Genomic DNA, 13,858 nt, shown 5'->3' on the forward strand with positions numbered 1-13,858 from the left:
TTCAACACCCGCGATCAGTAACGCCCTTTGATTAGTAACGCCCTGAATTCAGTTGGCGTCCAGCACAGCGCTCAGAAACTGCTTTGTTCGTTCGTTCTGCGGATCGTTGAAAATCTGATCGGGCGTACCCTGCTCGGCGATCTTGCCTTCGTAGAAAAAACAAACCCGGTCTGAAATCTCCCGAGCAAAACCCATTTGATGGGTCACCATCAGCATGGTGAGCTTATGTTCGCTGTTGAGCGCCCGGATGACGTTCAAGACTTCGCCGATAACCTCCGGGTCCAGGGCTGAGGTCACTTCGTCCAACAGCATGACCTTCGGGCGCATGGCAAGCGCACGGGCAATCGCGACGCGCTGCTGCTGACCGCCGGAAAGCCGCGTCGGATGCTGATCCTTCTTCTCCAACATCCCAACCATATCGAGCAGGTTTAGGGCACGTTCTTCCGCCTCATCGCGTTTCATCCCAAGAACGTTTATCGGGGCTTCAATACAATTCTCAAGCGCTGTCATGTGGGGAAACAGGTTAAACTGCTGAAAGACCATGCCGATGTTGGTGCGCTGCGTACGCAGGTACTTCTCGTTGGCGAACTCCAGTTGCCCGTTTCGCTCCATATGACTGAGCGGCTTTCCGTCCACATAGATGACGCCTTCATCGATCTTTTCCAGCGTCATCAGCATACGCAGCACGGTGGTTTTTCCGGAACCCGAAGGCCCGATGACTGAAACCATTTCGTGGGCGCCGACATCGAGGTCGAGATTGTCCAGTACCGTCAGATCCCCATAGCGTTTTGTGACCCCTGAAAAGCGCACGAGCGGGCTTCCTTCGGGGAGTTCCAGGGGATGATTTTGCGTACTCATTTAATCTCACCTTCAAACACAGAATTCATTTCGTGATACCCATGGAACGGCCCACGTACCTTTCGAACTTTCTCAACCAGGCTGCTGTAGGCAGAGAGATGATCAGGAACATGAAGCCAACCATTGTATAGGGTTCCAGGTAACGGTAGGTCTCAGCGCCGAGCGCATTCGCCGTATGCATTAATTCGACCACGCCAATGGTCGAGAGCATGGGCGTGTCCTTGAATATACCCACGAGATAGTTCCCCATGCCCGGCAGGCTGGCGGGAAGCGCCTGGGGAATGAGCACCCGAAAGTAGGTCCGCGCGGGACTGAGGTTGAGCGCCCTGCAGGCTTCCCATTGACCGCGGGGAATGGCCTCCAGGCCGCCGCGGTAAACCTCCGACAAATAGGTTCCGTAATGAAGACCGATGGTCAGCATTGCAGAGACCCAGGCTGACAGTACGAGACCAAACTGAGGGGCGACAAAGTAGACAAAAAACAGCTGAACGATCAGGGGAGTGGAGCGAATGAACTCGACACACTCCCGCACAATCCAGTTGCAGAGGCGGAACTTGGTTCTCTGCCCCAGCAAAAATATCAGCCCGACGACAAGCGCGATGGTGTAGCCGATACCCGCGGCGAGCAGGGTATTCAGCATGGCACTCAGCATGCGGGGCAAAATCTCTATGGTAAAATCCCAACGCCATTCCACGGTTCGTATCCTTTTCTTCTAGGCCTTACCGACTTTTCGCGCGGCCAGGACTTCCAGCCAGCGTAAAAAGGGCGTGAGAACAAAGCGGGCCATTGCGTAGTAGACGATGAGGGCGGTTCCGAAAGTCTGAGCCGACAGCCAGGTGGTCGCGTTGATCTGTTTCGCGACGAACATCAAATCAACGACGGTGATAAGCGCAACCAGTGCCGTCGCTTTGAGAAGCTCCACCATCAGGTTCGATGCAGGTGGCAACAGGATCGGAAAGGTCTGCGGGATGATGATCCGGCGCATGCGCTGGCCTGGCGACATATTAAGTGCGACGGCAGCCTCCCATTGTCCCTTGGGAACGGCTTCGATCGAGCCACGCACAATCTCGGCGCCGTAGGCACCGAAATTCAGACCTATCGCAATGAAGCCGGATTCGAACGCCCCTAGTTTTATGCCCATGAGCGGCAGGACATAGTAAATCCAGTACAGCTGGACCAAGAGGGACGTACCTCTAAAAAATTCGATATAGACTGTCGCAATACCCCTGGTCACACCCAGCCGAGACAGCCGCATTAAACCAAAGACCAGCGACACCACGATGGCGAGGGCCGATGCGCAAACTAATTGCAGGGCGGTGATATAGGCTCCGCCCGCTAGCTTCGGGAGATATTCGATTACAAAATCGAGATAGGACACAAAAGACACCCTCGCTTTCTGTCCTGAAAATCCAAGACAGTCCTAGGCTCAAGATCGACCTGTTTACGATCTGTCAGCACCCAGGCCTTCGTCAGTTAACCGCGCGCAGAAAACGAAGCGGCAAACAAGCTTGCCGCTTCGTTCTTTATCGAGTGGCACGAAGCCTTTGGCCGATTACCTGTTAGCGCAGGCAAATGCCGTAGAAGCGTCCGGACCGGGCAGCTGATATTTGGTGTAGCCATAGGGCTCGACCGCCGCCATCCACTTTTCACCGCCGATGACCTTGGCCATGGCCGTATTGAAAGCGGCGAGGAAATCTGTGTCGGCCTTACGCATTCCGATGCCGACCCAGTTCTGAGTCCATTTCGGCAGCTTTGCAGGATCCGTTACTTCAAACTTTCCGTCAGACTTTTCGACGTGCTCCTGCGCACCGAAGAAGGTTTGGATTGCCGCATCGGCGCGGCCGGCCTTCATCGCGGCCAGGATTTCGACTTCACCGGCAACCAGCATCATCTGATCTTCGGGAACGCCTTCCTTCTTGGCGGCTTCCACGGTGTTGAAACCTGCACCGGTTACAAGTCTTGCGCCGGACTTGATGACGTCTTGATAGGTGTGAATATTTTTCGGGTTCCCGGCCGGAACCAAAAAGGCGTCGCCGAATAATCCAATCGGATCCGAGAAGTTCATGTTCTCGCAACGGCTTTTAAGGATGTACATGCCGCCGGTCACGATATCGTACCGGTCCGCCTGTAGTCCGGGAATCAGGCCGGCCCATTCGTTTACCGAAGTTTCGTGCTTTGTGATGCCCATCTCTTCCAACACCACCAGGGTAAGGGCATTGACGAAGCCCAGGGCCTCTTTGTTGTCGCCGGGATAGGCCCAGGGAATGGCGGTTGCGAAGCCAAGTCGAATGGGCTCGCCGGCAGCGATACGATCGGTCAGCTCATCTGCTTGCGACGCCACAGGGCCGCCAACAACGATGGCGCTGCAGATAGCGGCAGCGGATAGTGATTTAATGAATTTTTTCATACTTAGGTCTCCCCGTTTCTACGTGATTGCCCCTGGCCCGGTCTCTTGTTCTTGCGTGTTTCGTATTTTGGCTTACAAAAGTTGCAAATCCAAAATACGAAACAACCCCAATATTTCCACGATAAGAACAGAGCATTCGGATCAAAGAACGTTTGGTGTTGTGGTTAGGTCATGTTTCATATCACGCTCGTTTGCGCGATCCGATATTTGGAAATATTCAAGACGAAAACATTGTAACGTTCGATTACGCCTATGAGGTGTCACCATCAAATTTAATATGAGAAAATTTTTCACCTTTTAAAATAATGTGACATAACAAGGTCATGACGAAATCGAATCCCGAGGACATAACAATCCTGCGTTTGTTACAGGCGAACGCAAGAGAACGGCTTGAGACAATCGCGAGTGAAACCGGATTGTCGGTTGCGACGGTGCAGCGCCGCATCAAATCCCTGAAGGCAGAAGGTGTCATTATGGGTGAGGAAGCGCTGATCTCACCTGAGGCGGTCGGCTACAATATGACCTTTTTGATTATGGTCGAGTTAGAGCGCGAAAGGCTGGATCAACTGGATGCTTTCCGCCGGAAGACAAAAACGGAGCCGCAGGTGCAGCAGTGCTACTACATAACCGGTGAAGCGGACTTCGCATTGATCGTTCTGGCCAAGTCGATGCAGGATTTTGAAATTCTCACTCATCGACTATTCTTCGCCGATACCAACGTGAAGCGGTTCAGAACGTCGGTCGTTATGGACCGCACCAAGGTCGGCCTCACCGTTCCCTTGTCAGACTGACGTATTAGAAGCCCAGTGACGGCTTTGACGATTGTTAGAAGGTAATGGAGGGCGGAACGAAAGCGGTTACTTCCGGTGCGTTGCCGTGCCAGCGCTCGACCTCTACCAGACAGGTCATTGCACCGGGGCCCTGAGCCAAAGGAGATGTCGGTAGGTCGGCGGTGAGGACGTTGGGATTACCGTGTTTGCAGCAGTCGGGATCCCGGTCCCAATCAGGATCGTACCAGGCACCGGTTGCGATGGACACAACACCCTGGCGCAAGTCGGGATCGATCTGTGCGACGCTCAGACAGGCGCCGCGTTTGTTAAAGAGGCGCACGAAATCCCCCTCAGCAATCTGACGCCGGGCCGCATCGGCAGGATTCAAGCGGCAGGGTTCACGACCCTTTACCTTACCGGCGCGGCTGTGCGCACTGTGATCGAGTTGGCTATGTAAGCGCTGGGGCGGCTGGTGAGAGATGAGATGCAAAGGGAATTGCCGGGCGAGATCTGCACCGAGCCATTCCTGCGGTTCGCACCATACAGGGTGCCCGGGGTTATTATCGAGTTCAAAACCGGCAATCGTCTTGCTGAAAATCTCGATCCGGCCGGAGGGTGTGGTAAGGGGATGAGCCTCAGGATCATTGCGGAAGGCCTTCAACAACACTTGTGCTTCTGCCGGGGACTCAAGGCGAATGACACCTTGCTCGAGGAAGGCATCGAATTCAGGAAGCTCATGCCCTAACTGGCGACCGCGCGCCCGCGTTTCGCGGTATAATTCGCGCAGCCATTCTTCTTCATTGCGGCCCTCGGTAAAAGCGTCCCTGAAGCCCACTTCACTGCAACCCTCACCCCGCAAACGTTCCGCCAGGGCTGCGAAGATATCGTGATCGTTGCAGGCGTCGCGGTAAGGTTCGGCGACCTGACGCATCGCCATCATGTAGCTGTCGCGCGGAGAACCGGAAAGGTCGTTGCGCTCCAGAGAAACCGTCGCCGGTAATACGATATCTGCATGACGGGCAATCGGAGTCCAAAAAGGCTCGTGCACGACCACCGTTTCGATACGCTGCCACGCCCGGCGTAAGCGATTAAGATCCTGATGGTGATGAAAAGGGTTGCCACCGACCCAATAGACCAGGCGAACGTCGGGATACTGCAGGTTCTGTCCGTTGTATTGAAAGGCTTCTCCCGGGTGCAGCAGCATGTCTGCAATTCGCGCCACTGGGATAAAGCTCTCAATAGAGTTCTGCCCAGTGGGCAATGCCGCCCAGGGCAAATGTGAGCGATTATTGCCGATCCCGTTGACCGCACCGAGACCGAGCGCAAAGCCGGTTCCCGTTTGACCGATGCCGCCTAGCATGGCAGCCAGTACCACGAGCATCCAAAAAGGTTGCTCGCCGTGCTGTTGCCGGGTCAAGGACCAACTCGCACAGACCATTGTGGGCGTCGCGGCCATGCGACGTGCCAGAGCGACAATCGCTGCGGCTGGGATGCCGGTGATCTTTTCCGCCCAGCTTGCAGTCTTTGGCGTGCCGTCCTTTGTTCCCATCAAGTAAGGCACAAAGTCGTCGAAGCCGGTGCAGTACCGGTCCAGAAAGGCTTTGTCGTGCAAATCCTCGCTGACCAGGGTGTGGGCAAGCGCCAGCATCATGGCAACATCGGTGTTCGGCCGGATCGGGAACCATTCAGCTTGAAGTTCGCTCATGGTGTCCGAGGCGGCGGGGCTGACATTGACGAATTCCACCCCAGCCTGCCGCGCCGCCAGCATATCCTGTTGCTGGCTATGGCATCCGGTCCCGCCGGAGTTCACCTGTGTGTTGCGTAAGGCCATGCCGCCGAAAGCGACCACCAGTCCGGCGCCTTCAGCGATGGATCGCCATGATGTGTGCTCGATCAGCAACTTTTGCATCGGCCCCACCACGTGGGGCAGGATGACTTCGGCGGCAGCGTAGCTGTAGGAATCGCGGGATTTGCTGCAGCCGCCGAAGAGATTCATGAACCTGCGCAGTTGACTCTGGGCGTGGTGAAACCGACCCGCGCTCGCCCAGCCGTAGGATCCGGCGTAGATTGCCTCGTTACCCCAATCGTCGCGAACCCGGTTCAGCTCCCGCGCGACAAGATCCAACGCCTCATCCCACTCCACGGCGACGAAAGCATCACGTCCGCGCAGGCTGCGGTCGCCGCCGGGACCGTGGTCCAGAAAACCTCGACGCACCATGGGTTTTCCAATACGGCATGGACCTTCAAGAGTATCCAGCATTGCATTGCCGATGGGCGAGGGTGCCGGATCATCGTCAAACCCGAGAAGCTTCACCGGTTTGCCGTCTGCAACAACAACCCGATAGGCACCCCAATGGGTCACGGCAATCGGATGTTGTGAATCTGAAGCCGCACCCTCCGTTATCTCAATATCTCCAGCCATGATCCTGCTGTTCCCCAAACCAACTCTCGACGGCTCACTCTCCTCCCGTAGAGCCTTCCGATACAATGAGCAAGCAACGACTATCCATCCCGGGTGCAAACTCCTGGATGGCGGCAAGAGGCGCAGCCCCGCTGGGGGTAGTGGCAACACCGTGGTCTGCCAGCGTCTTTACGGCCGCGAGAGCGGCAGCGTCAGTGACGGTGACAAAGCGGTCGGCATCACGGCGAAGAGATTCGAAGCTGATCAGTGATGCATCCTTGCAGTCCAGCCTGCCCATATTCGACAGGGGACCATCGGCACGGGTCAGGCAACCGGCTTTAACGCTTTCCATCAGGCAGGGTGCAGCTTCCGGCTCAACCACGACAATCGTCGGCTGCTCGTCCCAGAATTCACGAATGTGCCCGGCGACAGCGGCTGCAAGGCCGCCGACCCCTGCCTGAAGAAAGACATGTGTAGGCCAGCTACCATCATTTGCGAATGCCGTGCGGCATTCTTCCGCAAGCACGCTGTAACCTTCCATGACCAGGGCCGGGCGGTCGATGTAACCTTCCCACGAGCCATCGGCTAATAGGAGCCAGCCCTTCGCATCTGCTTCCTCGATTGCATAGGCGACACTGGCTTCATAGGTTCCATCGACACGAACCACCTCCGCATCCAGTGCCCGTATCCGATTGGCAAAGTCCTCGGGTACCGAAGAGGAGAGAACTATAACGGCACGTGATCCAAACACCCGCGCGCCAGCAGCGACGGAAAGGCCGTGGTTTCCCGCGCTTGCCGTGATGAAAGTCATGGCTCCTGCGGTATCTCTGGCCTTTGGGCTCGTTAGATCAGCCACGCCGGCCGCATCGGAGATCATCTGAGCGACGGCAAACGCGCCGCCCAGGGCCTTAAAGCTGCCGAGCCGCATCCGTTGGGTCTCGTCCTTGGCCCATAGTGTGTCTATTCCAAGTTCTGCGGCGAGGCCTGACAGGCTATGAAGCGGCGTCGCTTCGTAGGCGGGACAGAGCCGGAGCATGGCAAGCGGACGATCGGCATTGACCCTGAACAGGCGTGGCGCGGTCGTTTGAAGCGGGGAGTTGATATGCTGCATCATCCACGCATGATAGCGAGCAATGCTGCACATGAATTTTCGATTTTTAGATTTTTTAGAGAAAATTTCTCAACGTTTGTTCACATTTTGCCGCAAAGAGCGCATCTTGATGGAAGCCGGTTGCCTCGGCATCTTGTCCTATTCCACCAATTGATAGCGAACGCTGCTGACTACGCGGATGACTTTGTGCCGTTCGAAGCGCTCGTCATAATTGCCGTCGCGAGCCAAAAATTGCACCACGCCTTGGTTGGCCGATGCGATCTTGCCGATCGAGCTGCCCGAATCCTCTGCAAACCGCTGGGCGGCCTGACGCGCGCTTTGGGTCGCTTCGGCAATCATTTCCGGCTTGATCTCGTTGATCCCGGTAAAGATGTATTCAGCACGCGGAGTTTCACCATAATCGCCTTCGCCCAGAAGAACGCCGCGATCGAGGAGAACCGGTGTGTTGGTGGTCAGGCTCGCGATAGCGCCGATGTTTTCGCTGCGTAGTCGTACCGCGCCCGATGCGACGTATCGCACCTGCTCGCGCTGTTCACCGTTTATCGTCAGGAAGTTTCGTTCGACCCGGAGAGTAAAGGGCTCAACCGTCAATTCATCGCGCTGAAGTCCGCCTTCTTCAGCGAAAGCAATAACTGTATCGCGGGCTTTGATGGCCTCTGCAACGGCTGCCTTACGTTCTTCGGCGCCGCCGCGGAAGGGCAGGCGCCAACTCGCGACATTTGCTTCGACTTCACGCTCGGACAAGCCCTTTACGGAGACGATTCGATCCGCACGGCGCATTTCGACCAGACTGTGCCCGAGTAGACCAGCCGCCGTGCCCAATCCAACGGCAATAAAGAGTCCTGCCGTGGCGACGCCGACCCCGGATTGTTTGATGATATTTGACAAAAAACTATCTCCCTCTCGCTGCTGCTTTGTCATGCAGCATCAGATCTGCCAGCCCAATCTGTCGGAAGTTAGGCAGCTTCAAGGCAGATCGTCTCCATAAAAGGGAAAGAGTTAGAGCAGTTTGCCTTCAAAGGGATGGCTGCCGTCGCGGGATTCGATTTCGACAACCCAGAGATCCGGATCACGTTTGACCGCGCGCTCGATATAGTCATCGGCGTCGCGCTCTTCGATCAGGTCGCCGTTTAGTGCCGGCATCCAGCCGAGCCTACCATCCATATCGCGCATCTGGGTCAGCACGCGGCAGCCCTGCCCAAGCTGATTGAGCTTAAGCAACAGCATACCGCTCATGCGTTCGCCTTTGTGCACGACGGTCGCGGGCGTTCCTTCTGCCGAACAACGTCGGATATGCGCCTGAATCCAGAGGTGCGTTGGCAGTCTGTCGTCGGACATAAAGTTGTGTCTTGGCTTTAGTTTCCAGGGGAATTGCTTGCTTGAGTTTGCGCCAGGCAAATTAGGCAGGTTCAAGGGCGTCGGTAAAGAACGAAGCGCGGCTTGCTGTTGAGCAACAACTGTCTATAGCCGGGCAGGGCGGCATCTTGGCGTTAGAAATGAGTGAAAATTACTTGAGAACAAATATAGAACATTGTACGGTTCTGGCGTTGTTTTACTCCTATGAGGCGGATCATCATTGGCTGAAACAGGTGAAATATCTATCCATGCGGCGACCGCTGAACGCTGGCCGGACTTTGTCGCTCTGATGGGTGAGCGTGGCGGGTACGGCGGCTGTTGGTGTATGAACTGGCGGCTAACCAGTAAGGCTTATGAGACGCACAAAGGCGAAGATAACCGTCAGGCGATGAAGGATCTTTTCGAAGCAGACCGCCCGCCTGGACTACTCGCGTACGAAGGCAGTGAAGCGGTCGCCTGGTGCTCGGTCGCACCACGTTCTGAATTTACCCGCCTGAAAGCCTCTCGCGTTCTAAAGCCGGTCGACGCGCAAGAGGTTTGGAGTGTTTCCTGTTTTCTGATCCGTAAAAGCCACCGCAAAAAGGGGCTGTCAGTGGCGTTGCTGAAAGCGGCATGTGAATTTGTGAAGGCGCAGGGCGGACGTATAGTCGAGGGCTATCCCATTGCGCCGAATAAATCTCCTTATCCGTCAGTATACGCCTGGACGGGTTTCGATTCAGCTTTCAAGGAGGCCGGCTTTAAGGAAGTGCTGCGGCGGTCTGAAACCCGGCCGATCATGCGGAGGAGCTTGAAGGCTCTATGAGGTTGGATCTTGCCTTTCCTGCCCGCATCAAGAGAAGGAATGCACCTGTTATGACGGATGATGTGACCGTAACGAGAGGATCTTGCCTCTGCGGCGCCGTGGCGTTTGAAATTGACGGGCCGCTTCAGCCCGTCGTGAACTGTCATTGTGGCCAATGCCGCAAGATGACAGGACATTATCTGGCTGCGACGGACGTCTCGCATGATCACTTCCGCTTCACCAACGATGATGAACTTAAGTGGTATCATGCGAGCGATATCGCCCGGCGCGGCTTTTGTGGTGCCTGTGGTTCAACGTTGTTTTGGGAACAGCACGGATCAGGACGAATCGCGATTGCTGCCGGCTGCCTGGAAAATGCCGAAGGCTTAACGACGGCGGCGCATATATTTGTGGCCGACAAGGGCGATTATTATGAACTTGCCGACGGTTTACCACAGTACGCGCGGAGTGATATGACCGATGAAGCAGAAAAATAATTCATAATAAACAAATCGTTATGTGCATTTTTCATGGTTCCGTCAGAGCACGAAATAACGCCGAAAACGAAGGATCGTTTTTTTGCAGCCACAGGCGCTCAATCTGGTTGCCATCACCGGAAAGAAGCCTTAGGTTCCGCGCTGTCGGGGAGTAGCGCAGCCTGGTAGCGCATCTGGTTTGGGACCAGAGGGTCGGAGGTTCGAATCCTCTCTCCCCGACCAACAGCAAAAAATGATTAATCTTCCCCTCGTGGTGTCTGATGATGCGCGCGGCTTTATGATGACCGAAGCCATCTTGCCTGCGGATACACTGGACCTTTAGGCCCGAATCACATTAACTTCGCTTCAAGATGGCGGATTAACCCACCATAGAGATTTATTCCGCTAGTTTGGGTCATTCCCCAGGTGGGATGTTCTTAGATGCGAGACGGCTGAAAAGCCAAGGAACACGTCAATGCAAGTGCGAATCTTCCAACCACCCAAGAACGCGATGCAGTCGGGGCGCGCCCGCAGCGAACGATGGCTCGTCGAGTTCGAGCCCGAGACCGCGCGTCAGGTCGAGCCGTTGATGGGTTGGACTTCGTCCGCTGATACCAAGACACAACTGCGTCTTTGGTTCGACAGCAAAGACGAAGCCATCGCCTATGCCCAGCGCAAGGGCTACATGTACACGCTGGAGCAGCCGCGCGCGCGTAAAGTATCGCCAAGAGCCTACGCGGACAACTTCGGCTTCAAGCGGTCGGGTCGCTGGACCCACTAATCTAAGCTTAAATACCTGTGCCGGCAGGTTTGCTGCCGGCAGGCGGGGCTTAGGTTTTTAATTGTAACGACGCCTGTTGCTCTCTCACCCTGGAATCTGTCATAAGAGGCGAGAAGGCGAGGCTCAGCCCCGTTTTACTCAATCTCTTTGGCGCCGCCAAAGACCGATATGCGCCCGTAGCTCAGCTGGATAGAGCAACGGACTTCTAATCCGTAGGTCGCAGGTTCGAATCCTGCCGGGCGCGCCACCCCATTTTCTTCAACAAAAATAGTGCCGTATCCGTTGCTGAGAGCGGAGTTCATAGGGTTCGAACTATTTTTATCGTTATGGCAAGAGTTCGAAGTTTCTCCTGCCGGGCGCGCCATTTTTTTAAACGCTTACATCATATGCACTTGTTGTAGAAACAATACTGAGGCCTGTACGTATCGGGTGTTTGCGCCTGTTTTGAGGTCAAATGCCGGACGGGGTAGAAATTTGCGCTATCGCCGTCCTTAAGGGGCACACTTTGTATTGCAGTCACATACAATTTCTAAATCTCGCAAAGTAAGCTGATCGGAAGTTTCATATAGCTGGTGCAATGAAGTTCGCGAGGCTGCACCCAAATCCGTACAGCGGTCAATCGCTGCGCTGCGCGCGAATTGTAAGGTGCGGACTTCGCTGCCGTTGGGTCTATTCGTAGTATTTTCCGCCAAGGAGGATTTCAGCGCAAACTCTCCAAGGATTTGCGCCTGGAGCAATTCCACCGTTGCTTAGATACGTTTGTCCAAATGCGGTTGCAGCCGAGAGGTAACTGGCAATACAACCATTTTCCCAACCGAGTTGGCCCGGCCCATATGGAGATGAAGGAGTTGTTGTTTCTAGTGCATCTTCGGCTTCTTTGTCCTGGGCAAGAACATCTAAAAACTCGATAAAGCTCGTTTCATCTCTGACTAGTTTGACCTGTTGCTCTGGATCTGCACGCATAAGTTTCAACCCGCCGAATCTCGCATTCGCCTGCAAAAATTATTTAAACCACTTGGCAGCTACAGCCACAAGCATCAGGAAGTGATGTCCTATCACTAAGGCTTCGTTCGGGCCGTTCGCTGCAACACGCGCGAAGGTAGGCTGTCCGCCGAAAGCGTAGGATTCTGCCCCGTCTGGCATTTGACCTCTGTCTTCAATCCCAAAAAGAGAGCCCCGGCACTTAGGTGGGGCGGTATCGTGAAAACTGCGTCACCTTTCTTCCGGGGCGGCGAGGCAGATTAATCGAACAACCGAATGACAAAGGTTGAAAGAACACATTCGGAAAGCACCGAACGCTTGCCGCCAAATCACATGAAGAATATTCACAATTTGTGCCGAGTTATTGAATTTGTGTCGCACGGGTTTTGAGCTTTAGTGGATCCACCGAGGTGGGATCAAGCATGGCAAGACGGACAGCGCGGCGACAGGCTAAAGAAAAGGGTCTTGGTGAAGATGCCGGGCCGAGCCTGCACGTCGGTGGCCGGTTGCGCCCGCTTTCAGCGGCTGATCTGTCTCTGATCGTGGATCATGCTTTTGAAATTCTGTCGACGATCGGCATATCGGGTTTGCCGCAACAGGCGAGCGAACGCGTGCTCAGACGTGGGGCGCGGCATCGCGATGACGGTCGTTTATGCTTCCCGGCGGAAATGATCCGCGACGCGTGTGATCGCGCACCCAAACATATTGACCTTCCCGGACTCACATCCGACCGGGATCTCAGGATTGGCGGGGGCCGGGTCCATATCGGCACCGGCGGGGCTGCAGTGCAGGTGCTCGATGCCGCAACCGGGTCTTACAGGGACAGCAACCTCAGCGATCTCTATGATCTGACGCGCGTTCTCGACGCGTCGTCCCATATTCACTACGGCGTACGTCCGGTCGTTGCCCGAGATCTCGTAGACCCCTTTGAGTTGGATATCAATTCAGCGTTCGCCTGTATGAAGGCAACATCGAAACCTATCGGCGTCAGCTTTTGCGACGCGGATCATATCGGTCCGATTGTCGATATGTTCGACATGGCCCTTGGCGGTGCAGGGGCGTTCCGGGAACGTCCGTTCTGTATGGCGGTCATTGTGCATGTGGTGCCACCGCTGACCTATGCAGCCGAAGGCATTGCCATGCTGGAACAGGCAATCGCTGCGGGTATGATCCCACAGATATGTTCGGCGGGGCAGGCGGGAGCAACCAGTCCGGTGACATTGGCCGGCGCCCTTGCCCAGGGTCTTGCGGAATGCCTGGCTGGCTTGATCGTGGTCGATAGCGTCCGGCCTGGTGCTCCCTGTATCTACGCATTCATGCCATTCATCTCTGATTTGCGAACCGGTGCGATGAGCGGCGGCGGCGGAGAGGCCGCGGTCGCCAATGCTGCCGCCGCCCAATTGCTGGCACATCTGGGCCTGCCGTCGACCGTTTCGGCGGGCATGACGGATTCCAAAATCGCGGATGCTCAGGCCGGATTCGAAAAGGGTTACACCGTCGCAATGGCCGGTCACGGTGGCGCGGACATGATCAACCTGTCGGTGGGCATGTTGGGATCCATCATGGTGGCAAGCCCCGAAGCGATGGTGATCGATGATGACATGTGCGGTGCCATTCTGCGTTCGATCAGGGGGATCGAAGTGTCCGATGCCACGCTCGACCTCGGATCGGTGGAACGCGTGGTGACGCAAGATGGGCATTATTTGGGCGAGGCCGAGACCCTCAAACGCATGAAGTCCGACTATTACTATCCGACACTTGCAGATCGCCAAAGCGTGGATGACTGGATCGATGCAGGCCGGAAATCCATCTGGGACAGGGCGCAGGCGCGCGTGGCTGATATTCTCGCAGGTCCCCCCCCAACACATCTGAGTGCTGAGATTGAGACGAAGATCCGCGCTGCTTATCCCATTCGCCTTGCGCCATAACAGGAGGA

General features: G+C 55.6%; 14 protein-coding genes and 2 tRNA genes. 7 read left to right on the top strand and 9 right to left on the bottom strand.

What is annotated here, in order from left to right; all coding sequences use genetic code 11:
* Positions 1-48: 48 nt before the first annotated feature.
* The 4 genes from ehuA to QMZ18_RS26090 all read right to left on the bottom strand — a co-directional run bounded on the left by ehuA (position 49) and on the right by QMZ18_RS26090 (position 3,265).
* The gene (gene ehuA, locus QMZ18_RS26075) at positions 49-858 is read right to left on the bottom strand and encodes an ectoine/hydroxyectoine ABC transporter ATP-binding protein EhuA (RefSeq protein ID WP_282609308.1); all 810 of its coding nucleotides are present in this window, start codon (positions 856-858) and stop codon (positions 49-51) included.
* A 25-nt stretch (positions 859-883) separates the two neighbouring features.
* Complete coding sequence (ehuD, locus tag QMZ18_RS26080) at positions 884-1,552, bottom strand: ectoine/hydroxyectoine ABC transporter permease subunit EhuD (protein ID WP_282609309.1); 669 nt, start codon at positions 1,550-1,552, stop codon at positions 884-886.
* 18 nt (positions 1,553-1,570) lie between these two features.
* Entirely contained in the window at positions 1,571-2,236 is a 666-nt protein-coding gene (gene ehuC, locus QMZ18_RS26085; protein ID WP_282609310.1) for an ectoine/hydroxyectoine ABC transporter permease subunit EhuC, read from the bottom strand.
* 174 nt (positions 2,237-2,410) lie between these two features.
* Positions 2,411-3,265, bottom strand: a complete 855-nt coding sequence (locus QMZ18_RS26090) for a transporter substrate-binding domain-containing protein (RefSeq protein WP_282609311.1) — start codon at positions 3,263-3,265, stop codon at positions 2,411-2,413.
* Between the two features lie 323 nt (positions 3,266-3,588).
* On the opposite strand from QMZ18_RS26090, the gene QMZ18_RS26095 reads away from it, so the two are divergent.
* On the top strand, positions 3,589-4,056 hold the full coding sequence (locus QMZ18_RS26095) for an Lrp/AsnC family transcriptional regulator (RefSeq protein WP_282609312.1): 468 nt from the start codon (positions 3,589-3,591) through the stop codon (positions 4,054-4,056).
* Positions 4,057-4,090: 34 nt separating this feature from the next.
* Here the strand turns inward: QMZ18_RS26095 and QMZ18_RS26100 are convergent, their stop codons facing one another.
* The 4 genes from QMZ18_RS26100 to QMZ18_RS26115 all read right to left on the bottom strand — a co-directional run bounded on the left by QMZ18_RS26100 (position 4,091) and on the right by QMZ18_RS26115 (position 8,885).
* Complete coding sequence (locus QMZ18_RS26100; protein ID WP_282609313.1) at positions 4,091-6,457, bottom strand: molybdopterin-dependent oxidoreductase; 2,367 nt, start codon at positions 6,455-6,457, stop codon at positions 4,091-4,093.
* A 34-nt stretch (positions 6,458-6,491) separates the two neighbouring features.
* A complete protein-coding gene (locus tag QMZ18_RS26105; RefSeq protein WP_282609314.1) occupies positions 6,492-7,580 on the bottom strand; it encodes a diaminopropionate ammonia-lyase in 1,089 nt (362 codons plus the stop codon).
* Positions 7,581-7,685: 105 nt separating this feature from the next.
* Entirely contained in the window at positions 7,686-8,435 is a 750-nt protein-coding gene (locus QMZ18_RS26110; RefSeq protein ID WP_282609315.1) for an SIMPL domain-containing protein, read from the bottom strand.
* Between the two features lie 111 nt (positions 8,436-8,546).
* Positions 8,547-8,885: a DUF1491 family protein gene (locus tag QMZ18_RS26115; protein ID WP_282609316.1), complete on the bottom strand. Its 339-nt coding sequence runs from the start codon at positions 8,883-8,885 to the stop codon at positions 8,547-8,549.
* A gap of 238 nt (positions 8,886-9,123) precedes the next feature.
* Between QMZ18_RS26115 and QMZ18_RS26120 the strand changes: the two genes are divergently transcribed.
* From QMZ18_RS26120 to QMZ18_RS26140, 5 genes are all read left to right on the top strand, one after another.
* Entirely contained in the window at positions 9,124-9,705 is a 582-nt protein-coding gene (locus QMZ18_RS26120) for a GNAT family N-acetyltransferase (protein ID WP_282609317.1), read from the top strand.
* A complete protein-coding gene (locus QMZ18_RS26125; protein WP_282609318.1) occupies positions 9,702-10,181 on the top strand; it encodes a GFA family protein in 480 nt (159 codons plus the stop codon). Before QMZ18_RS26120 ends, QMZ18_RS26125 begins: the two co-directional genes overlap by 4 nt.
* A gap of 145 nt (positions 10,182-10,326) precedes the next feature.
* Positions 10,327-10,403: transfer RNA gene (locus tag QMZ18_RS26130), tRNA-Pro, on the top strand.
* 232 nt (positions 10,404-10,635) lie between these two features.
* On the top strand, positions 10,636-10,941 hold the full coding sequence (locus QMZ18_RS26135) for an ETC complex I subunit (protein ID WP_282609319.1): 306 nt from the start codon (positions 10,636-10,638) through the stop codon (positions 10,939-10,941).
* Positions 10,942-11,111: 170 nt separating this feature from the next.
* A tRNA-Arg gene (locus QMZ18_RS26140) sits at positions 11,112-11,188 on the top strand.
* Between the two features lie 422 nt (positions 11,189-11,610).
* Here the strand turns inward: QMZ18_RS26140 and QMZ18_RS26145 are convergent.
* A complete protein-coding gene (locus QMZ18_RS26145; protein ID WP_282609320.1) occupies positions 11,611-11,904 on the bottom strand; it encodes a hypothetical protein in 294 nt (97 codons plus the stop codon).
* A gap of 440 nt (positions 11,905-12,344) precedes the next feature.
* On the opposite strand from QMZ18_RS26145, the gene QMZ18_RS26150 reads away from it, so the two are divergent.
* Entirely contained in the window at positions 12,345-13,850 is a 1,506-nt protein-coding gene (locus QMZ18_RS26150) for a trimethylamine methyltransferase family protein (RefSeq protein WP_282609321.1), read from the top strand.
* Positions 13,851-13,858 lie beyond the last annotated feature (8 nt).

The sequence above is a fragment of the Pelagibius sp. Alg239-R121 genome, assembly GCF_947331435.1.
GTDB lineage: Bacteria > Pseudomonadota > Alphaproteobacteria > Kiloniellales > Kiloniellaceae > Denitrobaculum.

Coding starts and splice junctions, on each gene's coding strand:
- ehuA (WP_282609308.1), bottom strand. CDS start 858: ATGAGTACGCAAAATCATCCCCTGGAACTCCCCGAAGGAAGCCCGCTC.
- QMZ18_RS26090 (WP_282609311.1), bottom strand. CDS start 3,265: ATGAAAAAATTCATTAAATCACTATCCGCTGCCGCTATCTGCAGCGCC.
- QMZ18_RS26095 (WP_282609312.1), top strand. CDS start 3,589: ATGACGAAATCGAATCCCGAGGACATAACAATCCTGCGTTTGTTACAG.
- QMZ18_RS26100 (WP_282609313.1), bottom strand. CDS start 6,457: ATGGCTGGAGATATTGAGATAACGGAGGGTGCGGCTTCAGATTCACAA.
- QMZ18_RS26105 (WP_282609314.1), bottom strand. CDS start 7,580: ATGTGCAGCATTGCTCGCTATCATGCGTGGATGATGCAGCATATCAAC.
- QMZ18_RS26115 (WP_282609316.1), bottom strand. CDS start 8,885: ATGTCCGACGACAGACTGCCAACGCACCTCTGGATTCAGGCGCATATC.
- QMZ18_RS26125 (WP_282609318.1), top strand. CDS start 9,702: ATGAGGTTGGATCTTGCCTTTCCTGCCCGCATCAAGAGAAGGAATGCA.
- QMZ18_RS26135 (WP_282609319.1), top strand. CDS start 10,636: ATGCAAGTGCGAATCTTCCAACCACCCAAGAACGCGATGCAGTCGGGG.
- QMZ18_RS26145 (WP_282609320.1), bottom strand. CDS start 11,904: ATGCGTGCAGATCCAGAGCAACAGGTCAAACTAGTCAGAGATGAAACG.
- QMZ18_RS26150 (WP_282609321.1), top strand. CDS start 12,345: ATGGCAAGACGGACAGCGCGGCGACAGGCTAAAGAAAAGGGTCTTGGT.